This is a genomic window from Paenibacillus sp. cl6col (assembly GCF_900102125.1).
GTDB classification, from domain to species: domain Bacteria; phylum Bacillota; class Bacilli; order Paenibacillales; family Paenibacillaceae; genus Paenibacillus_B; species Paenibacillus_B suaedae.
In genome coordinates this window covers 63,814-90,795 of record NZ_FNAZ01000007.1, presented here as the reverse complement: position 1 = coordinate 90,795, position 26,982 = coordinate 63,814, and the positions used below count along the sequence as shown (strand labels likewise).

General features: G+C 47.0%; 22 protein-coding genes and 1 pseudogene. 16 read left to right on the top strand and 7 right to left on the bottom strand.

The features are described from left to right. The first annotated feature begins 63 nt into the window (after nucleotides 1-63). From BLS15_RS18595 to BLS15_RS18550, 10 genes are all read left to right on the top strand, one after another. Nucleotides 64-1,533: a sensor histidine kinase gene (locus BLS15_RS18595; RefSeq protein WP_021255345.1), complete on the top strand. Its 1,470-nt coding sequence runs from the start codon at nucleotides 64-66 to the stop codon at nucleotides 1,531-1,533. Next, nucleotides 1,511-2,125, top strand: coding sequence for a response regulator transcription factor (locus tag BLS15_RS18590; RefSeq protein WP_028531984.1), 615 nt, complete (start codon nucleotides 1,511-1,513; stop codon nucleotides 2,123-2,125). Before BLS15_RS18595 ends, BLS15_RS18590 begins: the two co-directional genes overlap by 23 nt. A gap of 221 nt (nucleotides 2,126-2,346) precedes the next feature. Continuing rightward, on the top strand, nucleotides 2,347-3,222 hold the full coding sequence (locus BLS15_RS18585; protein ID WP_021255344.1) for a radical SAM/SPASM domain-containing protein: 876 nt from the start codon (nucleotides 2,347-2,349) through the stop codon (nucleotides 3,220-3,222). Between the two features lie 381 nt (nucleotides 3,223-3,603). Next, complete coding sequence (locus BLS15_RS18580; protein WP_028531985.1) at nucleotides 3,604-4,365, top strand: restriction endonuclease; 762 nt, start codon at nucleotides 3,604-3,606, stop codon at nucleotides 4,363-4,365. Nucleotides 4,366-4,605: 240 nt separating this feature from the next. After that, complete coding sequence (locus tag BLS15_RS18575) at nucleotides 4,606-5,184, top strand: class I SAM-dependent methyltransferase (RefSeq protein WP_021255342.1); 579 nt, start codon at nucleotides 4,606-4,608, stop codon at nucleotides 5,182-5,184. Nucleotides 5,185-5,309: 125 nt separating this feature from the next. Then, complete coding sequence (locus tag BLS15_RS18570; RefSeq protein ID WP_021255341.1) at nucleotides 5,310-6,020, top strand: response regulator transcription factor; 711 nt, start codon at nucleotides 5,310-5,312, stop codon at nucleotides 6,018-6,020. Beyond that, on the top strand, nucleotides 6,013-7,080 hold the full coding sequence (locus BLS15_RS18565) for a sensor histidine kinase (RefSeq protein ID WP_139170692.1): 1,068 nt from the start codon (nucleotides 6,013-6,015) through the stop codon (nucleotides 7,078-7,080). The genes BLS15_RS18570 and BLS15_RS18565 overlap by 8 nt, the downstream gene beginning before the upstream one ends. Nucleotides 7,081-7,345: 265 nt before the next feature. Further along, nucleotides 7,346-8,257, top strand: coding sequence for an ABC transporter permease subunit (locus BLS15_RS18560; protein WP_028531987.1), 912 nt, complete (start codon nucleotides 7,346-7,348; stop codon nucleotides 8,255-8,257). Between the two features lie 13 nt (nucleotides 8,258-8,270). Then, nucleotides 8,271-9,173: an ABC transporter permease gene (locus BLS15_RS18555; RefSeq protein ID WP_028531988.1), complete on the top strand. Its 903-nt coding sequence runs from the start codon at nucleotides 8,271-8,273 to the stop codon at nucleotides 9,171-9,173. Nucleotides 9,174-9,476: 303 nt separating this feature from the next. Beyond that, nucleotides 9,477-10,769 (top strand): Gfo/Idh/MocA family protein, encoded by a 1,293-nt coding sequence (locus tag BLS15_RS18550; RefSeq protein WP_028531989.1) that lies wholly within the window; start codon nucleotides 9,477-9,479, stop codon nucleotides 10,767-10,769. A gap of 140 nt (nucleotides 10,770-10,909) precedes the next feature. Here BLS15_RS18550 and BLS15_RS18545 read toward each other — a convergent pair whose 3' ends face one another. The 3 genes from BLS15_RS18545 to BLS15_RS18535 form a co-directional block, all read right to left on the bottom strand. Continuing rightward, nucleotides 10,910-12,121, bottom strand: coding sequence for an MFS transporter (locus tag BLS15_RS18545; protein WP_028531990.1), 1,212 nt, complete (start codon nucleotides 12,119-12,121; stop codon nucleotides 10,910-10,912). Nucleotides 12,122-12,561: 440 nt separating this feature from the next. After that, the gene (locus BLS15_RS18540) at nucleotides 12,562-13,404 is read right to left on the bottom strand and encodes a 1,4-dihydroxy-6-naphtoate synthase (protein WP_028531991.1); all 843 of its coding nucleotides are present in this window, start codon (nucleotides 13,402-13,404) and stop codon (nucleotides 12,562-12,564) included. Nucleotides 13,405-13,406: 2 nt separating this feature from the next. Continuing rightward, complete coding sequence (locus BLS15_RS18535) at nucleotides 13,407-14,132, bottom strand: futalosine hydrolase (protein WP_081819845.1); 726 nt, start codon at nucleotides 14,130-14,132, stop codon at nucleotides 13,407-13,409. Nucleotides 14,133-14,508: 376 nt separating this feature from the next. Between BLS15_RS18535 and BLS15_RS18530 the strand changes: the two genes are divergently transcribed. Then, nucleotides 14,509-15,264 (top strand): acyl-[acyl-carrier-protein] thioesterase, encoded by a 756-nt coding sequence (locus tag BLS15_RS18530; protein ID WP_021255333.1) that lies wholly within the window; start codon nucleotides 14,509-14,511, stop codon nucleotides 15,262-15,264. Between the two features lie 189 nt (nucleotides 15,265-15,453). After that, nucleotides 15,454-16,602, top strand: a complete 1,149-nt coding sequence (locus tag BLS15_RS18525; RefSeq protein WP_227774817.1) for a phosphodiester glycosidase family protein — start codon at nucleotides 15,454-15,456, stop codon at nucleotides 16,600-16,602. A gap of 68 nt (nucleotides 16,603-16,670) precedes the next feature. Here the strand turns inward: BLS15_RS18525 and BLS15_RS18520 are convergent, their stop codons facing one another. Beyond that, nucleotides 16,671-17,276: a pentapeptide repeat-containing protein gene (locus tag BLS15_RS18520; protein ID WP_028531993.1), complete on the bottom strand. Its 606-nt coding sequence runs from the start codon at nucleotides 17,274-17,276 to the stop codon at nucleotides 16,671-16,673. A 379-nt stretch (nucleotides 17,277-17,655) separates the two neighbouring features. Between BLS15_RS18520 and BLS15_RS18515 the strand changes: the two genes are divergently transcribed. Further along, the gene (locus tag BLS15_RS18515; RefSeq protein WP_021255330.1) at nucleotides 17,656-19,587 is read left to right on the top strand and encodes an ATP-binding protein; all 1,932 of its coding nucleotides are present in this window, start codon (nucleotides 17,656-17,658) and stop codon (nucleotides 19,585-19,587) included. Nucleotides 19,588-19,666: 79 nt separating this feature from the next. On the opposite strand, the gene BLS15_RS18510 is transcribed toward BLS15_RS18515, so the two are convergent. Together BLS15_RS18510 and BLS15_RS18505 are read right to left on the bottom strand one after the other, a co-directional pair. After that, the gene (locus BLS15_RS18510; protein ID WP_021255329.1) at nucleotides 19,667-19,909 is read right to left on the bottom strand and encodes an NHLP leader peptide family RiPP precursor; all 243 of its coding nucleotides are present in this window, start codon (nucleotides 19,907-19,909) and stop codon (nucleotides 19,667-19,669) included. A gap of 66 nt (nucleotides 19,910-19,975) precedes the next feature. Continuing rightward, nucleotides 19,976-20,914 carry a hypothetical protein gene (locus BLS15_RS18505; protein WP_028531994.1) on the bottom strand — a complete coding sequence of 313 codons (939 nt, stop codon included), beginning with the start codon at nucleotides 20,912-20,914 and terminating at the stop codon, nucleotides 19,976-19,978. A 500-nt stretch (nucleotides 20,915-21,414) separates the two neighbouring features. Between BLS15_RS18505 and BLS15_RS18500 the strand changes: the two genes are divergently transcribed. Further along, a complete protein-coding gene (locus BLS15_RS18500) occupies nucleotides 21,415-22,263 on the top strand; it encodes an EcsC family protein (protein ID WP_021255327.1) in 849 nt (282 codons plus the stop codon). Between the two features lie 179 nt (nucleotides 22,264-22,442). Here the strand turns inward: BLS15_RS18500 and BLS15_RS29600 are convergent. Then, a pseudogene (locus tag BLS15_RS29600) lies at nucleotides 22,443-22,613 on the bottom strand (PAS domain-containing protein); the annotation flags it as partial. 493 nt (nucleotides 22,614-23,106) lie between these two features. On the opposite strand from BLS15_RS29600, the gene BLS15_RS18495 reads away from it, so the two are divergent. Both BLS15_RS18495 and BLS15_RS18490 read left to right on the top strand, forming a co-directional pair. Continuing rightward, a complete protein-coding gene (locus tag BLS15_RS18495; RefSeq protein ID WP_028531995.1) occupies nucleotides 23,107-24,852 on the top strand; it encodes an ABC transporter ATP-binding protein in 1,746 nt (581 codons plus the stop codon). Further along, the gene (locus BLS15_RS18490) at nucleotides 24,845-26,707 is read left to right on the top strand and encodes an ABC transporter ATP-binding protein (RefSeq protein WP_090513198.1); all 1,863 of its coding nucleotides are present in this window, start codon (nucleotides 24,845-24,847) and stop codon (nucleotides 26,705-26,707) included. The genes BLS15_RS18495 and BLS15_RS18490 overlap by 8 nt, the downstream gene beginning before the upstream one ends. Nucleotides 26,708-26,982: the final 275 nt, after the last annotated feature.

Sequence of the window (26,982 nt, the reverse complement as noted above, 5' to 3'; positions counted from 1 at the left end):
GCTTACCTCGTGTATGGACATTTATCCGGTCTTCGGAGTGATATAGACGTTGCGGATGTGATCATGCTGGTGCTCGTGTTTATAATTACGCTGGATGCCGTATACATCAGCAGCATGAATCTGAAAAACAGCGGAGTATTGACCCGTTTTACGTGGCTGTTAATCTTATCTGGCTGGTATACCTTGCTAAGCATCGATTCGGGAGACGAGCAGTTTGCTAAACTGCTCTCTTTCTGCGGTTCGGTGCTGTTATACGCAGTCTACCGATTTATATCTGCCTTTCTCTTTCAGGATGCGGCGTACTTATACAAAAAACAGGCCGACATCCTATTGAAAGCGGCTTGTATGTTCACGGTATTTTTGGGCTTGATCCAAGACGCATGGTTTCATTTGTTTTACTTGTTCCAGCTTGTGCTTAGCTTTGGAGTCGGCATTGGCCTGTGTTATGTACATCGACAGCGGATTCTATTTGTGCTTCGCAACGAATGGAAGCAGTTCGGCGCTCCTGCTTTAACAGCAGCTCTGATTTTTTTCGGCTATGTGCTGTACTTTGGTACAAACCCGGAATTCGTAGAGGGTCTTGGCATTTATCCCTTTCTCTTTCTGCCTTTATTAAGCATTCACCGGATTGCGCTAACACATGCGGAGGATCTCCCTGTCATGTTGTTTCGTGGGAAATCACTGCTCATTCTTATGGTCGGAATCATATCCCTGTTTAGCCTAATTACTCTGTTGTTGCAGCTTCAGCCAAGTGAATTCTTTGTCATTATTCATGGAATGCTTTTGTGCATGCAAGCTTATGCCTTGCATTTATATGTTTTTTCCAAGATCCAGTCGAACTCGACATGCGACAGCTCTATGCAGAGCATGGACAGCCATTATGCGCGAACCTTGCTGCAGATCAAACGAGAGGAAGCGATCCAAAGAGATTTCTCGAATTATCTGCATGACGGTATTCTTCAAGATTTGCTTTCTATTCGGAATATGATGAATAAATCAGACCGCACCGAAATCAGAGGGTTAATCATGGAGGCGCTGAACCGCCTAAACCTGTCGATCCGACAGCAGATGCAGGAGTACCAACCGGCCTTGCTCAATACCCTTACCTATAAAGAAAATTTGATAAATCTATTGAGTATGGTTCAGCAAACGTATCCTACAAGGAGATTTTCCATTTCATTTGAGTGCGATGATACCTTCTTTCTGGTAGAGCCATACAATTATATGATGTATCGTATGCTTAAGGAGCTTGCGGCCAATGCCTTTAAGCACTCAGACGGAACTACTCTGGACATTCGTCTCTCTCTTAACTTTGAGCAGGTGGAGCTATGGGTGCAAGATAACGGTATTGGCCTGAAGAATTTCGAACATGCAGGAGAGGGACTGCCCAAGGGATTGCAGTCCATTCGGGAACAGCTTGCTCTGATTGATGGCTCCATTACCTTGGAAGAGGCCCACGGTGGAGGATTGTGTGTTACAGTAAAGTTCTTGATGAAAGGAGAGGGCTCATATGCACATTATCTTGATCGATGATCATGCTTTGTTCGCGAAAAGCCTGGAAATCGCACTGGAAGGCACGCCTGAAATCGAGCGGTTTCAATCCGTTACGGATACTGCTCTGGCAGTTTCCGTGATCATCAAAGAGCAGCCTGATATTATATTGATGGATATCCACCTTAATTCCTCGGCCAGTGAGGATGGGATAATGCTTGCCAAAAAAATACGGAGTGAAATTCCGGAAGCCCGAATCGTGATGCTGACTGGCTATGATTTGCCGGTATACAGATATGAAGCACAAAAAATAGGGGCGAAAGGATTCCTGAATAAAAATATGAATCCCGAAGAAGTAGTTCGTGCACTGCTGCAAATCCAAAACGGGGAGACTTATTTCCCTGCTTCCATCGATTTTATAGAGACGTTGACAGACAGTGAAAAACAGATCCTCCAGCTCTTAAGCGACGGATACAAGCGAAAAGAAATAGCCGGCAAGCTGCATATCAGCGAGCGGACCGTGTCGAATCATCTGCAGCATACGTTTGAGAAACTGAATGTAACCTCGTCGCTTGAAGCCGTTGCGAAAGGAATTCAATTTGGCTACATACAACCTACGTTCAAGATGATTTAATGGGATTTTTCATAGGGAGGCCAATCGGAACTTTTTGAACGAACATAACTACATTCATAAGTGTTGTTCCTGCTATCGTCGGGGTCGAGCGTGATGGAATTAGGCTCTTCCACGCTAGTTCCTGTATGTTCCGCCCAGATTAAGTTGAATGCAGGGGCATTTTCGTGCATAGTAGAGGGTGAGGACAGTACGGAACTACTACAATAGAATGGGGAACAATCTTGAAAACGTTCAAAAAAGTCTATATAGAGCTGACCAGTGTATGCAACTTGGCTTGTACGTTCTGTCCGCCGACAGAACGCAAAGCGAACTTCATGAAGCTGGATGCATTCAATCATATTCTAGATGAGATTAAGCCGCATACAAATCATATTTATTTGCATGTCAAAGGGGAGCCCTTGCTCCATCCGAAGATCGATGAATTATTAGATGCAGCCCATGAAAAGGGCTTCAAGGTCAACATTACAACGAACGGTACACTTATACGCAAGAACAAGCATAAGCTGCTTGGCAAGCCGGCTCTGCGCCAGATGAACTTCTCGCTTCATAGCTTCGATGGTCATATTGGCTCGGAGAACCGTGATAAGTATCTTGCTGATATTTTGGAGTTCGTGCGTGAAGCTGAAGAGCATAAGGTTATCTTCTCGTTCCGACTATGGAATTTGACTCAGGATAATAAAACGAACATGGAGCGTAATCGCAACCGCGAGACACTTGAAATTATTGAAAAAGAATTCAATTTGGACTATCGAATTGAAGAAAAAATTATCCCGGGTAGCGGTGTTAAGATCGCAGATCGTGTTTATTTGAATCAAGACCATGAATTTGAATGGCCAAGCTTGAGCGCTCCGGAGGATGAGGGCAAAGGTTTCTGCCATGCGCTTCGTTCCCAAGCAGCGATACTCGTGGACGGAACCGTTGTACCGTGCTGCTTGGATGGCGAAGGGGTTATTAATCTCGGTAATGTGAACCGTGACTCATTCTCGGAGATTGTTGAAAGTGAGCGAGCGAACAACTTGTTCTACGGATTCTCCCGCAGAGAAGCTGTGGAGGAACTGTGCCGCAAGTGCGGGTATCGCAAGCGGTTCGGCACATAGCTGAATGATGTAAATCTGAGCGACAGCAGCGCATGAAGGTAGGAAGTTCATGCCCTTCTCTCGAATGCGTTGAAAATTGAAGCCCTTATTAATCATGTATGGTTAATAAGGGCTTATTTGCTTGCTGTTCATGCCAAGCTTGATGGCGTTCAACGTGAATGACAGTTTGCCTCCTTTAATACGATCGAAGAGTTTTGGCTTCCCTTGGTGAGACACTCGCACATATGATATACACTGTTATTAACTTCATATCTTCCGTCTCTTTTATTTGTTCTAGTGTTGTTGCGATGCTCTAATTGAGGAGGAAGACATTTTAAGGGTTTATCAAAATGTTTCCAGGTTGTAAAATGTTGATATATAAACAACAGGAGAGATATGTACATGGGAAGCAGTGAATGGATGTTAATCGCAGCTGTTATGATAGCCATTTTGCTCGGAGCTTCGATCTTTGTTGCGATTCAAGGAAAGAAGCCATCGAAGAAGAATGGAAGATTACCGCAAAACCGGGCAAAGCGAGGTACTACAAATAGAGCTTCAACACGTTGTCGTGAAGATGAAGCGATCTTATCAAGTAAGTTGGAAGACTTGACGGGTGCTGAGTTCGAGCGCCTGTTGGCCCTTTATTTCCGAGATCAAGGTTATGGGGTCACAGAGGTGGGAGTCGGCGGCAGCGATGGGGGCGTGGATCTTGTGATTACGGATCGACGGGGAGAGAAGACCGCTGTTCAGGCGAAGTGCTATGCCAGTCACCATAAGGTTCCTGTGCAGACGGTTCGTGAACTTGTTGGTGCTAAACGGAATCACGATTGTATTTTATCCTTGTTGATTACGACATCAGATTTGACGGGGCCAGCGAAGAAGGAAGCGGAACAATTCAAAGTGGATTATTGGCACGGTGCACTCATTGAACACAAGCTGCGTTCATGGGGGAAGTGGAATCCTGGGAAAAGGACATCGAAGAAAAGTAGTCGAGAAATGGAAGTAGCAAAAGCAGAGCTGAAGCAAGGTAGTAAGGAAAGCGCAGCATCCGCATCAATGATTTGTACTTGCGGCTCGCCAATGGTGAGAAGAAAAAGCAAGCAAGGACAAGCATTCTGGGGATGCTCAACCTATCCGAAGTGCAGGCATACCCGATCGGTATAATGGTACTCTAGGAACAGAACACATATAACTAAATTACGAAACCGCTGGATGATCAATCATATAATCATAGTTGACGTTAAGCGGTTTTGACCTACCCACACTTTTTTATCCGTAGAATCTATCCCTTCAGAAATTCTTCAGAACTCATTAAGAACTCATTCAGAGCAAACTCCCTATGATCCCAAGACATGTTGGATATGATAATAACAACCAAGGATACGAGCGAAAGGGAGACGTCAAATGAGTGTGAACATGATTCGGGAAAAGCTACTGTTCTTAAATACATTTTTTCGAACGCCCAAACAGATAGGGAGCATTACGCCAAGCTCACGATTTCTCGCGCAGCGCATGATGGATGCTGTGGACTGGCAAGAGGTGCAGCATGTTGCCGAATTAGGCGCGGGAACAGGGGCCATTACCAGATTTATCGATACGGTTAAACGAGATACGGCCAGAGTGATTTTGTTCGAGAAGGATCCATTGTTGCTGGCGCGATTGCAGGATAACTATCCCGAATACGCTGCTTATCCGGATGCTGGTGAGCTAGGCAAGATATTGGGGGATGAAAGTAGGGAGCAGTTGGATTGTGTGCTGAGCGGGCTGCCATTCTTCAACTTCCCGCAGCAGTTGCGTGATCATCTGATCGAGGAAATTTACGCATCGCTTAAGCCGGGAGGTTTATTCGTTGCATTCCAATACTCTCAACAAATGAAGCCGCAATTGGCTCGCTATTTTGATATCGAGAATATTCATTTTGTGTTTCTGAACGTTCCACCAGCCTTCGTATATGTATGCCGGAAAGGGAGCGGGTTGGAGTAATCGGGTATTCGGCCTTCGACTCTCGATCCTTTTGGGAGTTGATTATCATTTCTTTTTCAATTGGATTGTTCATACACTTCTCTTAAGCTGTATACTTGCTCTACAGAAAGGAGAGTAAGGATGGGATGAGTCAAGGGATATTAGTAACAGATGATGATGCGGACATACGAGATGTGCTCCGCATTTACTTGCACAATGAAGGCTATACCGTGTTTGAGGCAGCAGATGGGATTCAGGCATTGGAACTGCTGCAGCATGAACATATTGATCTTATTATTCTGGACGTGATGATGCCGAATATGGATGGTATGCAGGCATGCATGGCCATTCGCCAACATACGAAGGTGCCGATTATCATGCTCTCCGCCAAAGGAGAGAGTCTGGATAAGATCACTGGACTTCATACAGGCGCGGATGATTATATCGCCAAGCCATTTCATCCGATGGAGCTTCTGGCGAGGGTGAAGGCTCAATTGCGCAGACAATCTTTCGCGGAACAGGAAGAACGCATCATGCAGGCGCCCCCGATTTCAGATGAAACGTTTATCGAAATAAAGGATTTATGCATATATCCGGAACGGCATCTCGTTATTGTCCGGGGGAAGGAAGTGCTGCTCACCCCTACTGAATTCTCGATATTGGAGCGGCTGGCACGGCGGAGGGGGCATGTATTCAGCATTGATAAGCTTATTGAATTGGTCTGGAAGGAAGACAAATTCATCACGGACAATACAGTAATGGTGCACATCCGCAATATTCGAGAAAAGATTGAAGAGAACCCTAGAGAGCCTCAGTATATTAAGACCGTATGGGGAGTGGGGTATCGGATTGAATAGAAGGATATGGGCGATGCTGCATGGTAAGCATAACATCCGAGGACGTTTGTTCTGGTTTGCGCTTCTCAGCTTGTTTTGTACCTTTATTACAATGGCGCTCATGGATACGGTATCGTCCTATTTAATAGGTCACGGTGTCAGTCCATTAGTGTTTCTGTTTCTATACCTTGCATACTTCTTTCTCTTTACACGTGGTTTACTACAAGATTTAAAGAGATTGACAGAGGGGATCTTGTCTATTGCTGAGGGAGATCTGCAATCCCGTGTAACCTTGGATAGACAGGATGAACTCGGCATTATTGCAGATTCTATTAACCATATGGCGGAACAGTTGCAGCGCATGATTGAGAAGGAGCGTCTTACCGAGCAGATGAAGATGGAGCTTATTACGAATGTCTCGCATGATTTACGCACACCGCTGACGAGTCTGATTGGATACTTGAACTTGTTGCAGCAGGAGGGGGCAGCAAGCAAGGAAGAGCAGCTGCGCTACCTTCACAATGCATGCCGGAAGACCGAACAGCTTAGCCAGCTGATCAATGATTTGTTCGAATATACAAGACTAGCTGACAATCGAGTGGAGACCGAGCGCTCTCGTCTTGATTTGAGCGGACTGCTCCGCCAATTGCTTGTTGAATTTGAACCGTTGGCAAGAGAGGCGTCGCTCACGATTCAGCTTGTCCATGCATCCCAACGTGCGATAATGATAATGGCAGATGCAGAACTGCTTGTTCGAGCAATGGATAACTTACTAATGAATGCGTACAAGTTCTCGGTAAGGCCAGGAGAAATTACGGTGCGGATCTGGGAGCAGAATTATACAGTATGGCTGGAAATAGAGAACTGGGGGCAGCCTATTACGAAGGAACAGGAGCAGCGATTGTTCGAGCGGTTCTATAAGGCGGAAGCCTCTCGTAACGATCAACACGATAGCCCCGGGGCGGGTCTCGGCCTATCTATTGCCTATCATATTGCAAGACTGCATCGTGGTCAGCTCAGCATGTCGCATGAGGAGGGGAAGTTCACGTTCCGTCTGGAGCTCCCGCTGGACAGTCAGTAACAATGGATAAGTCTGGTTTCTCCCCTATACCATGGAGTCAATAGAATAGATCTAGTAGGAGAGGGCACATTTCCAGTTCATTTGGGAATGTGCTTTTTTATGGTGTTGAGAAGGAGACGATCACCTAAGCAATCAATCAACAATCTTAGAAGTGATCTATTTCGTGGATAAAATAACCATAAAAGGATTGCATCGTCTTCACAATACAGGAATGATATGGTATCACTAGCATATGGATCGCGAGAGAATCACTCAGGAGGAAAATATGAATCTAGTACTGCATATGGTGAAGTCATTATGCCTCAGCTTTTTTGCATTGATCATGATAATGCTCATTGTCCTATTTCCACGCAAGCTGGACATCGGCATGGAAGGCTATAAGATGACAGCGACGTATCAGTTCAGCTGGTCGCAGTATGCCGAGAACATCACAGGATTTATACGCGGTATCTTTGTTGACAATACCTTAGGCGTAACTCGTTACGGGGAAGCTGTAGGTTCTGAGGTGCTGACAGTGATGGGGAACAGCCTAACTATTATTGTGATTGGCTTTCTATTAAGTTTTATATTGGGCTTGTTGAAAGGGATTGCTGACTATAAGCTGTCCAAGTCGAAGTGGAATGTGATCGGGAACGGAACGACTTGGTTGTTTCAATCGGTGCCTGACTTCATGGTCGTGCTGCTCATTCAATGGTTTGTTATTCGATACATGCCGTTTATTCATTTCTTTGAGCAAAAAGAATGGTATGCCTTCCTCATTCCATCTGTACTTGTATCCGTATATCCGGGTATGTATATTGCACGAATTACGAGCGCTGCAATTGCGGCGCAGGAAGGACAGATGTACATTCAGGTTGCCAAAGCGAAGGGAGTCGCGCAGCGAATGATTTTGTTCAAGCACGTTGGCCGCAACAGTATGGGAACGATTTTGTCCCACCTGCCTTCCTTGTTCGGATACACCCTGTCTAATTTACTAATGGTTGAATACTTAATGAGTTATCCTGGTGCAGCTCACCGTTTGTTCCAAGCGATTGATTATGATACTAGCTTCGGATCGGGAGTGAATTATGAGCCGGGTGTCATTATCGGGATTGCTTGCTGTTTTACGATTATGGTGGTGCTAGTTCAGTGGATTGCCTTGCTGGCCAAGCGTTCCATTGCGCCGACATCGAGATAAAGGAGTGTCCTCATTGAAAAACTACACACTATGGATCGGTGGGGCAATGCTCGCCTTGGTTTTATTTGTGATGTACCTTGGTCCAGAATTGCCGTTCATAGACAAGTCGCTTACACCCGAAAAGCATAGATGGTCAGAGCAGGGCAAGCTCATGCTGCCTCCCTACAAAGCTTCGGATCTGAACTGGATTGGCTCGGATAAGAAAGGCGTCGACAACTTGAGCAAGCTCGTGGTAGGAACCAAGGAGACGGTCTATATCGTCTTCTTCATTGCTCTGCTGCGCTATATAATTGCAGTGCCATTAGGCGTGCTCGCGTATAAGCAGAAGGGAGTTGCTCATTGGCTGGTAACAAGCTTGAATCAGATATTCACGTTTCTGCCTGTTATTTTCTCAGCTATTCTATTACTGAGTATGCCGTTCATCCAATATTCGAGCAATCGTATTCTATGGGTAATCCCAATTCTCGCTTTGCTTGAGGTGGGGCGAGTGGCACATATTGTGCAGCAGCAAGCGAACCATATCTCGCACGAATTATTTGTAGAAGCAGGAGAGTCGCTTGGATTAAGTGGATGGCGCCTGGTTCGAAATTATTATATGCCGTCGCTTGTACCGGAGATCGTCATTAATTTTTGCATTGATTTGGGCAAGGTCATGCTGCTTATTGGACAATTAGGTGTGTTGAGTATTTTCTTGACGCACAATTGGGCCGAGGTTGATTACTTCACCATGAAATTTGTGAATACAAGCACCAACTGGGTGTCCTTGCTTGCGGAGACGCGCGCGGATATTTATTTAAGCAAGTTCACTTTCGTATTTTATCCCGCGCTCGCTATTCTGTTCACGGTGCTCACCTTCAATCTATTGGGAGAGGGCCTACGACGCCACTTCAACCGCCGTATGGGCTCCTATTTATAGAAGACAGAGAGACGAAATACGATGCGAATTTTGAAATCATCACGTTCGACAGAGACAGAATCCAGCAGGCAGAGAATCGAGCGGAGACAGACAAATCTGGCTTGGCGTTATGCAGAAGGATAGCAAGCTTAGCTTCTTCGTAGAGTGGGAAGAGCAGGATATCTTCATGACATACGATGTTCATAAATAGAGTGGGGAAATGCATTGCTCCGAATGGATATTTGCTTTAAATTATAGAAATATAGACAAAGAAAAATATCCCAATCACAACGAGATGATTGCTTAATGGAGGGTGCCGGAGAGATGAGTGTGAAGGCCATCTTGCTAGGAGCAGGAGTGCGAGGAGCAGATGTATACGCACAGCATGCTTTGCAATTCCCAGAGGAATTAGAAATTGTCGCGGTTGCCGAACCGGACGAGGAGAGGCGGGCGGTGTTCGCGCGCGAGCATCATATTCAGGCGGAATATGTATTTTCGGATTGGAAGGAAGCACTGCAAGGGGCACGCTATGCGGATGCGGTGATGATCTGCACGCAGGATCGCATGCATTACGAAGCGACGATGATGGCACTGGAGCAGGGCTATCACGTGTTGTTGGAGAAGCCGATCTCGCCTTCGCCTGAGGAATGCGTCGAGATTGAGGCAGCAGCGAGACGCTGTGATCGAATCGTTCTTGTATGTTATGTGCTGCGCTACACACCATTCTGGTCCTCTATCAAGCAGGTGATCGATGCAGGCAGCATCGGAAGGATCGTGAATATTCAGTTATGTGAAAATATAGGCTTCGCTCACATGGCCCACAGTTATGTACGTGGCCATTGGAGTAAGACGAGCGAGTCCAGTCCGATGATATTAGCGAAGTCATGCCATGATTTAGATATCATTCTGTGGCTCATGCAGCAGGATTGCAGGCGGCTGACGTCCTTCGGCTCGCTGTTCCATTTCAAGCGGGAGAATAAGCCGGCAGATGCACCGCTCTATTGTACAGATGGCTGTCCACACGTTAATGAATGCTGCTATGCGGATTTGAGATATTACTTGGGAGAAGGTCGCCGTCGTGCGCTGCATTTTACGAAGGATCCTACAGATGAGCATATTCGGGATGTGATTCGCGAGACGCCTTATGGGCGGTGTGTCTTCCAATGTGACAATGATGTCGTCGATCATCAGGTGGTCAACATGGAATTTCGCAACGGAGCTACGGCATCCTTTACCTTGTCAGCCTTCACGCATGACAGCTCGCGAATGGTGCAAATATCAGGAACGAGCGGGGAAATACGCGGTAACCTAGAGAAGCAGACATTCATAGTATATGATTTTGTTCATGATACTTCACAAGAGATGCATGTCCATGATGAGGGGCGCGAAGGCTGTACGGTCATGATGCATGAATTTTGCCGTCTCGTATCGTCGCAGCCATACAATAGGAGCGACCTATCGGCTGTGCTGCGCGGCTCCGTGCAGAGCCACATGATGGCGTTCGCTGCCGAACGATCCCGATTGCATGACGGAATGCCTATGGATATTCAGCAGCTGACGCGATATTACCAGCAGGTAGTTAGCAAGCCCTTGGTAGGTACGTGTTCAGAGCGGTAATGTTCCAACGATCACTCGATAAGAAAGAGAAGGGGCTCACCGACGTATGTAAAAATTACGTTCGGTGCAGCCCCTTGTTATTGTAGAACGATGATTCTGTCTTCCGTAACGTAAACCTGTAATTTCTGAGGATTACAGGTTTACAACTCTTTGCTTGTTCCTGCGGCCTTCACTGGAACGCGGTCACCACGCTGCGTCCAGAACGCCAACCCCATCGTTGCAAGCAGCAATATACCCGTGACCCAAAATACCATGTGGATGGAGAACACACCACTAATCGCTCCCCCAACGAGTGGGCCGAGCATTCCGCCAAATTGATTCGCGGTCTGATTCAAGCTGAAGGCGCGCCCGCGGAACTCACTGTCTGTTGTCCGCACCACGAGTCCGTTCAATGCTGGGAACACAGCACAGAAGAAGATGCCATATGTAAAGCGAATAATCGAGAACCACCATATATTTTGAAACGGAATTTGAGCGAGCGTACCGATACCGCCTGCGAGCAGGCCGATCAGAAGAACCTTCTGGAAGCCGATACGGTCGGCAAGCTTCCCCCATCTTGCTGCGAACAGAATACTAGCTATGCCAACAAGAGAGAATACGAACCCCGCTACTAATGAGGCGTCCTTCGCTGAATGCCCGATTTCTACAATGTAGAGGGGGAGAACAGGCTCTATCGTCATGACCGAGAATTGGGTCAATAGGGACAGCAGAAGTACGATCATGAACGGACGATTTACGGATGCGATCCGAATGGTATTGACGATCGAACTGCTATCCTTCGTTGGAACGAAGTTCTCCTCTTTTACCCAGAAGATGACGAGCAATGTTGCAATCAAACATAAGATGCCTGCACATGCGAACGTCAGACGGCTGTCGAACAGCTTCGATAAGATGCCGCCGAGGAGCGGTCCCATTATTGTACCGGTTGCAGTGGCGGTTGCCATCATCGACAAGGCATAGCCGACCTTTTTTTCAGGTGTGCTTGTGCCAACAAGGGCAATCGATCCAGGGATGAACCCTGTCAACAGGCCTTGCAATATACGGATCGTTAATAGCTGGTACTGATTCGTAACGAAGGCTAGCATAATATAAGTTACGAATAGTACAATTCCGGCCCGGATAATCATTGGCTTGCGTCCATACTTGTCGCCAATCGCTCCCCAGAACGGAGAAGAAATGGCGCCAGCGAAAAATACGCTGCTGAACAAAATTCCTGACCATAGCTCAATATGATCCTTTACACCAATTTGAATCAAGAAGAGCGGCAGGAATGGGACGACCATGGAAAAGCTTGATGAGACGATGAATGTACCAAACCATAGAATCCATAAATTTTTCTTCCATGTTTCCATTGGACTTTCACTCCTGTAGTTGTTTTCAGCAAGAGAGCGATTCCTTCGGAGTGTGTTGTTCCTAGAATCTCGTTTCTATTTGCCTACTTCCTTTAGCAATAAACTATTATACACGACCCGCCTATGAAAAGCTTCCAACGTTTGCATATGCAAACTCGCTGTATCGTATGCGGTGACATGCCGAATGGACAGCATATCCTTTCATAATGGGCATATGATCGAAGAGTCGACAACTAAATAGGGGGGCGTATAGAAGGGACAGATTGTCTTCCTAGCTTGAACCTATTCATCTCCTGTCTCCCGTAGGCGCCTAGCGATATATCAGCCAAGTGTCTATCACTGTCGGCAGCGAAAGAAGCAAAGAGAGCGCCCGCGTAATTTGCGGGCGCTCTACTTCGTAATGGTATAGTATACCTAGCGTTCGCGAATCACACTATAGACTACAAGCGAAGTGCGGCTAAATCGAAAGCAGGCACGAGACCTTCCTTCGCTGCGCGGCCAAGCAGTGCTTCCACTGCAGCATAGCCGTCTTCACCTAAGTTTCTAGTAAATTCATTCACGTACAGGTTAATATGGGCATCCGTTACTTCAGGCGACATCTCCTGTGCATGAGCTAGGACGTATTCACGTGATGCTTCCGGGTGAGCCCATGCATATTCGACTGATGCGCGTGCCCATCTGGCGATTGCGTTCACATCAAGCGTGCGGCGGGCGATTATGGCACCGAGTGGAATCGGCAGGCCGGTATCCGCTTCCCACCACTTGCCCAGATCGGCAAGCATTGTGAGACCGTAAGACGGATATGTGAAGCGAGCTTCATGAATAACTAGCCCTGCATCAATGTGGCCATCTCGAACGGCCGGCATGATCTGATGGAACGGCATGACGACAATCTCTCCGACCCCGCCTGGCACATTCTGTGCAGCCCACAACCGGAACAATAGATAGGCTGTAGATCGTTCACTGGGTACTGCGACACGTCGGCCAGACAAGCTGGATGGGTCAGCTGGGGTCGAAGCCGATTCCTTCGTCAATACAAGCGGTCCGCAGCCACGGCCAAGCGCTCCCCCACATGGCAGCAGGGCATACTCAGACAGTACCCAAGGCAATGCTGCGAATGAAATCTTGAGCACATCTAACCCGTTGCCACTCGCTGCAAGGTGGTTCGTGATATCAATATCTGCATATGTTACATCTAACTCCGGGGCACCCGGTATAAGTCCATGCGCCCAAGCATGGAAGACAAACGTATCGTTCGGACATGGGGAATAGGCGATTTTCATGATTACAGAACCTCCACTAAAACTGCGCTGGCAGCTTCCAATGCATCCAGCGCTTCTTGAATCCGCCAAGCGGCACGATTGCGCGGGCCGACGGCATTCGATATCGCGCGTAGCTCCAGTACGGGCAGACCGAAATCCTGCGCCGCGGTTGCTACGCCATAGCCTTCCATGGCTTCAACGGCTGCTCCAGGCACACGTTCTGCCATTTGGGCTGCGGTTGCAGCTGTGCCTGTCACGGTTGCAACCGTGAGCACGGGGCCGGAACGTGCTGGCAGATTCGCTGCTTGCAGTGCTGTCGCTACTTGAGCGACAAGCCCAGCATCGACAGGAATGCGAGCAGAGCCGAAGCCAAGCTCGTCCAGACTGGAGAATCCCTCTGGGGTCTCCGCACCTAAATCTGCGGCAATGATGTCGCTTGCGACGACCAATGATCCAATCTCAGCTTGTCCGGGAAATCCCCCGCCGATACCGGCACAGATGACAAGCCGATAGTTGGATGAACCCTCATTTGCAAGCTTCCGAGCCGTCCGGGCTGCGGCCGCTGCGACACCCACGCCACCGAGAATGACGTCATATTGAGGATGATGCTGAAGACCGCGCAATACGGCATCCCGCTCTGCTGCGACAGAAGTCACAATTAGAATGCGGCCCTCTGTTGGCTGTTCGGCGGCTTCAGCTGCACTAATGACAGTTGAAACCGCTGCTGAGGCATCCTTCATTTCCTTCATCATGTTGGTCGCTCCTTTATGATACAAGACAAGCGTTTCACACACACCGTCTATCGCATCGGAAAAATTATATATCGATTTACTTCCTTCAAATTATCTTCTTCCTCAATTTCTGTAAAGAGGGGATTTATTGTGTAAAGGGGATAATCTATGCTTGCTTCTTATCTTATGTTTATACTAACATATCATAGGATGGTTTATGAATAGAAGCATTTACGATTACCAAGTGAGCTCATGATCGTGAACAGGTTTCCGCAGTGGAAGCAGCGGTTTAGCAGATCAATATCGGTTATGATATTGTTGGGCATGGAATGACTGATGCAGATAGATGGACTCAAAAGCAGGCAGATGATTGTTCAGAAGGAGTTGATTAGAAGTGGTCTCAAATCGTTGGAGTGAGCAACATGAAGTATCATCTGATAACTGTGATTACAAGCGCGATTGTCGCTTGTCGACATTAATGGAGTGGATGCAGCGGGCAGGTGATTCCCATCTTGCATCGCATGATGTATCCATGGACGAATTGGTAGGCAGCGGCATGGCTTGGATGCTGTTGACCGTGGATTTGGAACTGATGAGAATGCCGAAGTACGGAGATGTACTTCAGTTGGATACATGGCATAAGGGAGCGAGAGGCGTTCAATGGCTGCGTGATTATGTGGTCTACGATGCAGAGCATCAGCAAATTGCTCAATCCCGCACGACATGGGCACTTGTTGATCTGAATAAGCGGCGTATTCTTCGGGCATCCGCATTTCCTTATGATGTTCCTGTCAATAATGAGGATTCTGTGGGGGAGATGCCTGAGAAGGTTGCCATACCAGAAGAATCTTCTCTTCGCCTTGCTTATACCCTCCACGTAAGACAGAGCAGTATTGATATGAACGGCCATTTGAATAATGCCAGATTTGCTGATATATGCTTGGATGCGATGACGCAAGAGGAATTGGAACGAGGTGTGTCGCGCTTCCGAATTACGTACCATAAGGAAATCATTCTCGGGGATCAAGTAGATGTATACCGTTCTACTGGTGAAGCGCTGCATGCAGATGATCGCCGCTGCTTTATTCGTGGACAAGCTTCGGATGGCAGTACGTTGTTCGATGCTGAAGTTGTTTATCGAGAAGAATAGCTGCTGGATAGATGGTGCCGGGGATTGGGGAGCGCTAACGTTGCGCTCCTCTTCTCTGTGACAATGACATTAATCGTCAGAATGATCGGATTACGTCGGCTAATTGACATAATTGTCGAAAAAAGACATCGTCCTCAAAAGGATGATATGATACTATATTCCTGAAATTGGATTTTTTCGCCTGGGAGAGTGCAGAAATTGAAAAAAATAATAACAGCAGTTCTAGGGATAGCCTTAACTTTTACATTCATTACACCACATGGGCAAGCTCACGCAGATGCAAGTTCATATGGGGTTATGGATACGAAGGCGTACCGTACTTACGTCCCGATACGCTATTTGAGCGATAAGCTGCACTATCAAGTGACATGGGAGCCTACGAGTAAGCGCATAGAGGTGGTAAGCGACGATAATTATCTGGAGATGACATTAGGTACAACGCAGGCATACGTCAACGGAATGAATACGGAGTTGGAAGCAGCCCCATTCCGAGCAGGGGGGACGACTTATGTTCCGGTTCGGTTCGTCAGCGAAGCAATGAACCTGTCTATGGAATGGGACAAGAACGGATCGCTTGTCCATTTTTGGAATGGGGACAGTCATGTTCGCTTGCCTATTGTCTCGAAGCAGCGGATCAACCAAACATCGTCAATTGAGAAGAGCTGGCGAGCATTCAAGGTCGGGAACAAGCGGGTGACGACCACGATGCTGACCATAAATCTGCTGCATCCTCATATACGTCTCGGCGTAGGAGTGGGTTACGGAGGAGAGGGCTCGGTCGATAACCTCAAGCATATGGCAAAGCGTAATTATGCAATCGCTGCGATAAATGGGGGCTACTTTGATGCCTATTCCAATTCGAAGGTGAAGGTTCCGTATGGCTATGTAGTTAGAAACGGAAAAATGATACATAACGGCTCTGGCGATAAACGAAGTGTGCTTCTGTTCACGAAAGATAATCAAGTAGAGATGATCCCGGGGCCATCGTTCATAGATCGATTCCAAGAAGGGGATGTGTACGGAGCTTTGCAGGTAGGGCCGCGTCTTATTACAGACGGCAAGATTACCGTTAATCTGAAGGGCGAAGGCTTTAAAGATCCGAAAATATTGAAGCACAGCAGCATACGCAGTGCGGTTGGTATAACAAAGGACTACAAGCTAATGATCTTGACTACATCCAGCGCTACGATTCCAGAGCTTGCTAAAGTGATGAAGCAGGCTGGCGCTTATCAGGCGATGAATTTGGATGGCGGAGCATCAAGTGGCCTTTATTACAATGGAAGATATATGACATACCCTGGGCGGAACATTAGCAATGCGCTGCTCATTTTTAAATAAAAGAAGTACTGAAAAACAGCCGCGAAATTGCTATATTAGCAGACTGCGGCTGTTACTCTATCTACGAATCAATCTACCTTGGCTCCGTATGCTCTAGCAAATGCAACGGCTTGAATCATATCAATTCGGACTTTGGTAAGTTCCAGTGCTTTGAAGTTCACTCCGTTCATCTCCGCACCCCGCAAATCTGCACCAGCCAATTTGGTTTTGGTGAGATTTGTACGGGTTAGATCGGCATCCCGTAGGTCAGCCTTCTCCAGCTTGCTTTCAGTCAGGTCTGCCTCCATGAAGCGAACACCACGCAAGTTCTGCCTCGTTAAGTTCGCATGGCGCATATTCGTATACGACCAATCTCCTCCGATAATCGTTATGCCATCCCATAATACATTGGTGAAATCCGTCCCTACCATTTTGCATTCTGCAAATTTGGCCGCGAATAAATTCACTCCTGTGAACCGGCAATTCGTAAATGCACTGTGCGTGTGTGTAGAGCCATTGAGCACGGCTCCGGTGAAATCACAGTCAATAAATTGACAGCTTGTTGTCACTGCTCCATCTAGTTGTGCACCTCGAAAGCGGCAGGAGGTAAACGTGCAATTGCGTAGCTCAGACTCGCTCCAATTGACATAGCTAAAGTCGTTGCCGTCGTACTGTTTTTCTATATAAGTTGTCATAGGATACTCCTTTGTAGATTTCATACGATATCGTTCATCTATTCCAGTAGTTATCGTAACAAGGAAATCTACCTGTTTGCAATGATGCAAATATTACGAGGGGACACCACGAAAAAATACATTTCGACATTCTTTTTTCGACAGTCATCTCGCTATTGTTTGTATATACTTTCTCTAAGTCTTTTCCCAACCATAGATCGACACAGAAGTAGCATGAACAGGTATTTTCAACAAGATCCATGAAGATTATTATATTTTATGGAGATGCATATTAGAAATGGTTCAATTTCCAGATTCTAAGCAGGATTTTACATATTTTTGTTGAAGTATTGCCCATATTGGATATGGAATGATCCTTAAATACATACAGGGGTGTGAAATGGGATTTAAAAACTGGTTCACGCGAGGTATTTTCATAGGCCTCATTATATTGGTTATTGGAGCTATAACATCGCCTTCTCTATTATCCACACAACCAGAACCCACTAAAATAACGATTACCCAATGGGATGTAATATGGGAAAAGCAGCAAAGTGCATGGAAGGACATTGTAAGGAGAACAGAGGGATGGGAGACAATTGATCTTCAATCAAGCGTCCCTCTAAAGCCACAAGGAAGCCAATCTGCATGGTATCGAATTTCTCTCCCGCCTGTGCATTGGGATCAACCCGGGTTATACATAAGTATGTTATATGGATTTGAAGTAGATGTATACTCGGATGAAGGTAGAAAGCTGTACCACTCTGCACGTGATTATGGATCTGACGTATATCAAATTCTTGTGCCGATCAGACCATCCTCTAATAGTCAACATGTATATATCCATACGGCTACAACGGTAGAACGAATTGGAATCCAGAAATCAATCATCATCGGCAATTACCAAGAAATCATTCAAGATTATGCGAATCAAGGGCTCATAGATATTTTACTAGGTAGTTCATTGGTGTTTATCTCCATTGTAATGCTTATTTGCGTCTTTTCCCTTCGTAATATTGACGTGCCCAGTTGGTTATCTCTTAATATCGTAATCATGGCTGTTGGTATTATCATGATTACGAACTCTAAGTTTATTCATACTTATTTCGGCGAATATGGGAAACTGACTGTCATCTTATTTGACATCGCCATGCAAGCCCTTTCCCCAGCACTAACTTATTATTTCGAGCAAATTACTGGGCCCGGACCATTCTCAATTACATTGAAAATCAGGAAGTTTCAAGTTGTTTACTCTATACTCATGCTTGTGTGCCTGTTTATAAATATACTATCTAATAATCAGTTCTATGGTTTTTTTTACTTTATAACCGTCAAAGTGTATGCAGTCCTAATTGTCGGGCAATTATGCTTGCTGACGGGGCTTTCTATCGTATACGCTATCCGAAAAAATGTGGACGCGATATTGTTTGCAATTGGCTTTACTGTTTTTGCTATTGTGACATTAGGAGAATTAGTTTGGTTTCTGCTTCATTCTGGCCAGTATGAACTTACCATTTGGAAATGGGGAGTTATTGCCTTTATCATTGCCTTCATCATGATTATGGGCAGAAGAATCGTTGCGACGCATGAACAGGTTATTCAATATTCCAAGGAGCTTGAAATGTACAACGGCAAGCTGCAGCATTCCGAAAAGATGCACATCATCAGCGAACTTGCAGCCTCTGTAGCCCATGAGGTGCGCAATCCGCTTCAGGTAACGAGAGGATTCCTTCAGTTGATGAAGAATCACTCGAATGACAAAGAAAAGGAATACGTGAAGCTTGCATTAACTGAGCTTGATCGCGCATCCGAAATTATTACTGATTTCCTCACTTTTGCGAAGCCAGAGCTCGAGGATGTCGTGATTCTTAATGTTGGGGAGGAGCTTAGGCAGATTGAGGGGATACTTATGCCGCTTGCAAATATGCAGGGTGGTGTTATCGAATTGGAAGTAGAGTCAAATTTATTGATTTACGGCAACTCATCCAAGTTCAAGCAAGTATTTATCAATCTGATCAAGAATAGCATCGAAGCACTGCAGGATGGCGGCATGATCCGAATAGCAGGGTATGAAGAAAGAGGGGGTATCATGATCTGTGTTCAGGATGATGGTGTAGGGATGGATCAGGAGGAGATAGCACGCCTTGGCGAGCCTTATTTTTCGAATAAGACGAAGGGAACTGGGCTAGGGTTGATGGTCACCTTCCGCATCGTTGAAGTTATGCAGGGAAGCATCCATTTTCACAGTGAGAAGGGGAAAGGGACAGAGGCGATCGTGCGCTTTCCTTCTGCACTGGAACAGCCACCTATTGCGCTTCATAGTGGTACTTAGACGATTATACAATAGTGAGAAGGGGCATTCCACAAGTCATAGCCTGACGAGGGAAAGCCCCTTTTTAGAGGGAGATTATTTACCAGACGAAACGGCGAACGCCTTCTGCAGGGAGTGTCTCTGCTGGATTTGGAGGTATGACGAGGACGAAGCGATCTTTTGTTTCTTCCTGAGTCGTTAGTTCAACATGGTCAGGAATCGAAATGCCTAGCACTTCTTTAATGGCAGCCTTCGGATCTTTGAGCAAGCGCTCCTTAAATGAAGGATCTTCCCAGGCCTTGTGAATGATTTGATTTTTGAAAAGTTGCTCCGTAGTTACCATGTGCACCCCTCCGTATATGGAATGAACTACACAGATAATGTAACACTTTGCCTGTTTTCTGAACTACTACTTTGTTACCGAATTCGACAACCAATACGACAATCCGCCCATCATCAGCACTTCACGCTGCTGTCGAATATGGTCGGCTTCTTCGACAAGAATGTTTGCTAGTGAACGGTTGAACTCTACAAGTTGAGGGGACGCTTCCGGCATGCCATCCAGCTTGGCTTGAAGTTTCAAAGCTTCTTGACCAAAGGAAGCGAGGATGTCGGATACGGTAATGGCATGTCGAACGAGTTCCTCGGTAAGTGGTTTATCTGTCGGAATCTGTTGAATAGAACGAATCCACGCCAGCAGACAATTATAGCTTCCATCTTGTAGATCTGTCTGCCAATCTGCCCAGTCATCGGTCATCTGCAAACAAACAAGCACAGTATCAACGGCCTCGTTTACATGCGGGAGCTTATCCTCCATACCCGTTAAGAAGAGCGCGCCGCTACTAGACAGCTTGACGAGGGCTGACTTGTGAGCGACCTTGAGGCGATCCGTCATAAATACATCCTGCTCACGCTCGCTTGTGACGCCATGAACCCACTCCCATGTGTACTGCCTGAAGCTGTCCCATAACGGGGACTGGGGAGGGAACATCTGTCTATAGATGTCGAGCAATTCGATATAGCATAGATTACCCAAGGCAAGCTGCTCGGCCTTATTATCGCAATCATTATCCATGACATCATCTTGGATAAAGTAATAGAGCATGCCGAATATGCTTGCAAGCGCCAGGCGGCGGCAATGCGCTGTCGAGAGTCCAGTCATGTCCTGCATCCAATAAGGGAGGCAGTAGCATATATAATTATTTGTGCTTCGATCGTTACTGGGATTGAATTTCTCTATATAGCGCAATCCTGCGTCATTCAGCGGGGCTGGGAATGCCTCGATGATACACTCGGCATCTTGAAAGACCTGTTCAATCTCGGAGCGGAACGGTTCATACCAATGCATAGTATCCCTTCTTCCTATGTGATTGATGTTGCAACTCTGATATGTATGATGTTCGGACATGATGAGAAAACTGGCAGGCGTGTGTAGCGTTTGTGAGTAGGATGGTAGCAGAATGAAAGCATAAGAGCTAGGTGTGAGTGCGGAACTGACACAGAAGATGCAGATGTTGATAGGATATCTTGAATAGGAAGTAGGAAGCTAGGAAGTTGAGATCAGTTACCACCAGTATAGAGGAAGATTGGATAAATCGACAAGAACATTGCTGACTATTAGGAAGAAGTCCAACTGGAGAAGTCTGCCTACAAAAATCTATCTACAAAAGTCTGTCTATCAAAGTCACATCTCGCTTTGCTCATTTCGTTTCTACCTCGGCGCTCCCCTTGAGTTACCAGGGAACGGGATCTCGCTCGGGGAAAAGGGACGCAACCTACATGAAGCCATTCCGTATTGGTATAGAAATAACGGTTTAATCTAATGCGGAGACGGAGAGATCAAGAGGAATGGGAGAATCGAGAGACGAGCTTCAACAGATGCTGCAAGCGATAGAGGAATGGGAACGCGAGCAGAAGGACTTATCCATATTCGAGAAGATAGGACGGCTGCCATTCGCGCTGCTGGATCGCTTCACTCCCAAGGGGATACAGAATAAGATTGCTGAATTGCTAGATGAGTTGGGAGGCTATCTCCATACAGGAGGAAGCTACCTCATCCAGAAGAAAAGCATATTACAAAAGCTTCGTGCAAAGTGGGCAGAAGAAGATCCTGTTTCCTTGGCGGCCTCTACTGCGCAGGGGAATCCACTGGATCTGCTGGCTGTGAAGCAGATGCCGCTAGCTCTGAGCAACACAGTTGCGGATTCGATACGGGAATCCAATAAGAAGGTAGCATTTGCTCAAGGGGCAACGACGGGATTTGGCGGCATATTTACATTAGCGGTGGATATACCTGCGGTTCTTGGGATCGCGCTTAAGGTGCTTCAGGAGACGGCGATCTGCTACGGCTTCGATCCGGATGATCCCAGAGAGCGGCTCTTTATTGTGAAGTGTATGCAGTTCACGATGTCCGACATTGTAGGCAAGCAGGCGGTGCTGCAAGACATTGGCGACTACGACAACCCGAATAGACTTCGAGACTCAGTGTCTGAAGTACAGGGATGGCGGGAGACGATGGTGTCCTTTACCGATAATTTTGGCTGGAAGAAGCTGTTCCAATCCGTGCCGGTTATCGGCATGATATTCGGTTCGTTTATGAACCGTTCTATGATTCATGACATGGCAGAGACAGCGCAGATGCTATACCGCAAGCGGGCAGTGCTGGAACGTCTCAATGCGCAGGATGACTGCTGTTAAGCGCTAGTTGCAGATATTGCTTGCTGCCCCTTCGAACCGATCCTTAATCCTATGGCAAGCGGCTCAAAGGGGCAGTGGTTAGATGTAATGAATTCGGCCCAGCGGCAGCGGCCTGCGGCACAATTCACGTAAAGCAGGCCGCGGACCAGAGAGGCCAATGATGGAGATCAGGAGACGCTCTAGGACATGATTCGCTTCTGTCCCTCTAGTGCTCGAATCTCGCTTACATTTTGCGTAAATTCTAACGTCCCCATATATTGCCCCGACTCGTCCCGAACAACGAAATAGCGAAAATAGACGAACTTATCCTTGAACGGGATCCAGAAATCCTCGACATCTTTTTTTCGCGATTATTAATAAGTTCGCTCATCGTAAGTCTCCTTTGCCATTGAGATTCATTATCAATAAGTCAATGCATGCTTAGATGATAGCAAAGAACAATACGGGACGATTTAATTGAGATCACATTTTGCTTTGCATAATTTCTGACGTATTTCTTTGAACGAATTGCTTTTCCGTACCCAATCTTGGAACAGTACGGCTTATTTGTGCTGGCTAGGCACTTCATTTGTGTGTGTGGATAGGTGTGTTCCCATTTTGTAAAGAAGAGTGAGGAAGCATAGGTGTTATGGATGTAAAAATATGGTTTGTTAATGGCAGGTATTTCAATTACTATTTATGTATGGATATACACAGTGCGATGTAGAAATGAAGTGCATATCAAGTAGAGGAGTGCCGTAGACAGGCGGGCCCACATGCGGCTGATGAAGAGTCAGTCGATGCCGACATGGCCCAGTGCACGGCGCTGGTTAAACGAATATGAGACGGGATGTGATGCTATTCATGAAGGGAAAGACATTGCTGTTTAGTCATGTCCGTGCTCATCTGCCGCTCTATGTGACAGCTGTAGGCTGCATGGCGTTAGCCAATATCATTTACTCCTTATTCCCCACCTTGCTAGGGCGATTCACTGATGAGCTGCAGATGCGGGGGCTGGCGAAGGAGTCCGTGATTCATTACAGCTTATGGCTGCTTGGAGTTGCTATCGGATATGGCTCCTTGTTTGGAATTGGACAATATTTGAATCATCGCCTAGGACGTAAGTTTGAATTCAACATGAGACAGAAGCTGTTTACTCAATTTACAAGATTAAGTGAGCACTATTATTCGAATCATGGTGTAGGCAAGCTGCTCAGCTATTTCATGAATGATGTTACCTCGGTTCGAGAAACGATTGCCAACGGCGTGAACCAGACGACGAATGCGACGATCCTGCTCCTGTCGGTCATCATTATGATGGGGGTAAGTGGCATTCCGCTATATTTGGTATTCGTGTGCGTGCTGCCACTGCTTACGATTCCGCTGTTTGTCATTTATTTCGGACCGCGCATTCGCACTCGTTCTCGTGCGGTGCAGGATTCCCTTGCGGCGATGACGGAGTCCGCAGAAGAGCAATTCGGTGGCATGAAGGTGACGAAGACATTCGCAGTTGAGCATGTGGCAGAAGAACGCTTCGGCGCAACAGTGGATCAGATTTGCAGCAATCAATTAGGGCTTGTGCGGATGACATCTCTCTTCCAAGCGCTCATTCCGTTCGCTGGCTCACTTTCCCTCGTTATCGCAATAACGTATGGGGGTGTGCTGTCGATGCAGGGACAATTATCCCTTGGAAGCTTCGTTATGTTAACCCTGTATTTGCGCATGATTATGACACCCCTGCAGCAAATCGGCAATGTCATCAATGTGATGCTCCGCTCACGAGCTTCTCTTGATCGCTTGAACCGGCTGTTGAATGAAGAGCCGGACATCCGTGAATATGCGGGTGCTCAGCCAATCTCGGCGGACGATGCTGTGATCGAGATCAGGAACCTGACATTTGCCTATCCAGAGGAAAGTAGAGAATCATTAGCTGATGTGAATATTCAGATATCAGCAGGCAAGACGCTCGGCATTGTTGGCAAGACGGGCAGCGGCAAGTCGACACTAGTGAAGCTGCTGCTTCGCGTCTACGATCCTCCGAAGGGGACAATTCGGATCGGAGGCCAAGACATCTGTGAAGTTACGCTAGAGAGCCTGCGTACCCAAATTGGGTATGTGCCGCAGGATGGATTCCTATTCAGCACGACTATTCGAGATAATATTGCATTCTATAACCGAAATGCTGCAGACGAAGCGGTTGAGGAGGCGGCGAAGCAAGCGGACGTATGGGACAATATTATGGGATTTCCCGATCAGTTCTTTACGAAGCTGGGAGAGCGCGGCCTTACCTTGTCCGGCGGCCAGCGTCAACGAACGAGCTTGGCACGGGGAATGATTAAGAACGCGCCCATTCTCATTTTGGATGATAGTGTAAGTGCGGTTGATGTTGTAACAGAGACGACGATATTGAACAATCTCCGGGAAGTTCGAAAGGGCAAGACGAACATCATTATCGCACACCGGATAAGCGCTGTACGCCACGCTGATGAAATTATTGTCCTTGATCATGGCAGCATTGTGGAACGTGGAACACATGAAGAACTGATCCATTCAGGCGGCTATTATGCCTCGCTCTATACGATTCAAGAGGAGGGGAAGAGAAATGCCTGAACCGACAGCGAACGTGAAGGGCAGGAACAATCATCATCCTGCACAGCCCAAGGAGATAGGCTCACGCATGGTAGGGGCTTCTCCCGAAGAGCGCAGGCAATCGTTTCGCGCTATGTTCGCTTATGCGAAGCCGTATCGCTTGACATTTCTCGCCATATTTTTATGTACATTCCTTGCAATTGGAGCGGATTTGCTGCAGCCTTATCTCGTGAAGATCGCGATTGACGATCATGTCTTGGCCGGGAAGCACGGTGTGGGCACATTATTTCTGATTGGCGGCAGCTATTTGCTTCTCGCGCTGCTTAGCTTGCTGTTCACCTATATTCAGGCGAACCTGCTTCAGAAGGTGGGGCAGGGCATTGTCGGCCAGTTGCGGAAGGATCTGTTCAGACATATATCAAAGCAATCGATGTCATTCTTCGATCGCCATTCGATGGGCAGCCTCGTAACGAATGTGTCCAGTGACACCGAGACGATCAACCAGTTCTTTACTCAAGTGCTGTTAAGCGTAGTAAGGGACGGCATGTCGCTTCTCTTGATCGTGGCGTTTATGTTTTCGCTCGATGCGAAGCTTGCGATGTTCTGCCTTATCTTGTTCCCAATTATTTTGGCGATTGCTATCGCTTTCCGGAAGGCGCTGCGCTCTGCTTATCAACGCGCACGGGGTGAGCTGTCAAGGCTTATCGGATTTTTGGCGGAGAATCTGTCGGGTATGGGCCTCATCCAGGCGTTCCATCAGGAGAAGGAGCAGACAGAGCGCTTCACGGCGCAGAATCGGAAGTATTTGCAAGAGAATCTGCGCGAGGTGAGCACGAGCATCATGTTCAACCGCTCGTTCGATGTGCTCGGCAATGTGTCGGTCGCATTCATTGTGTGGCTTGGCGGCATGGCCGTATTGGATACGTCATTGGCGTTCGGGGTTCTGTATGCCTTTATCAATTACATTCGGCAGTTTTTCCAGCCGATCAACCATATTACCCAGCAATGGAACACGCTCCAATCCACAATCGTATCTATGGATCGCTTGTGGCGCATCTTCCGCATTCAACCTGAAGTACAGGATCCGAAGCCAGAGCAGGAGCATAATGTAGTTGCCTCTGAAGTGCAGGGCCAAGTCGACTTCAATCATATTCGCTTCGCTTATGTTGATGATCGCGACGTGCTGCATGATCTGGATTTGCACATTAAGCCAGGTGAGTTCATAGGCATCGTAGGCACGACGGGAGCTGGCAAGAGCTCACTTGTGAACCTGCTCGCGCGCTTCTATGACGTCAAGCGGGGAAGTATTGAGATTGATGGGGTTGATATCCGCCGACTGCCGCAGCATACGCTGCATCAGATTGTCGGACTAGTGCAGCAGGATCCATTTCTGTATTCGGGATCCATTCTTGATAATGTCCGCTTATTCCAGGATACCGTATCGCGGGAAGAAGTGATCTGGGCCTGCAAGTCGGTTGGGGCGCACAGCCTGATCAAGCGCTTGAAGCATGGCTATGATACAAGGCTGTCTGATCGCGGGAGCGGTCTATCGGCGGGAGAACGGCAGCTGATTTCTTTCGCTCGGATTCTCGTGTTCCAGCCCCGCATTCTCATCTTGGATGAGGCGACGGCACATTTGGATTCTCATACCGAACAGCTCATCCAGCAAGCGCTTGAAGTGGTCTCAGAGGATAGAACGACGTTCGTGATTGCTCACCGTTTATCGACGATTCAGCATGCAGATCGCATTATTGTCATGCGGCATGGCCGCGTTGCAGAGGAAGGGACGAACGAGTCCCTTATTGCACAGAATGGATATTATGCAGAGCTGATCCATCATTCGCGTTCGTACCCAAAGACAGCCCAGCAACAATAATCTGCTGAATACGATGCATCTTATCTCCTGATCGCAACACAGAGCTAGAATAGGGGATAAGGTGCATTTTCATTTCTGCCTATCCGCTTGTTCTAGCCCCCACGACTTATTCAAATTTCCATCAAAGAAGCAGCACAGGATGGCTTCTATCACCAAGTTTCAGTTCTCTCGCGATATCCAGCATCAGTATTATCCTCTCATTCACTATTTAATCCTTGGCCGCATATCATGTGCCGGTACCCACGATTATTCTGTTATTTTATCTAAATTAAGTA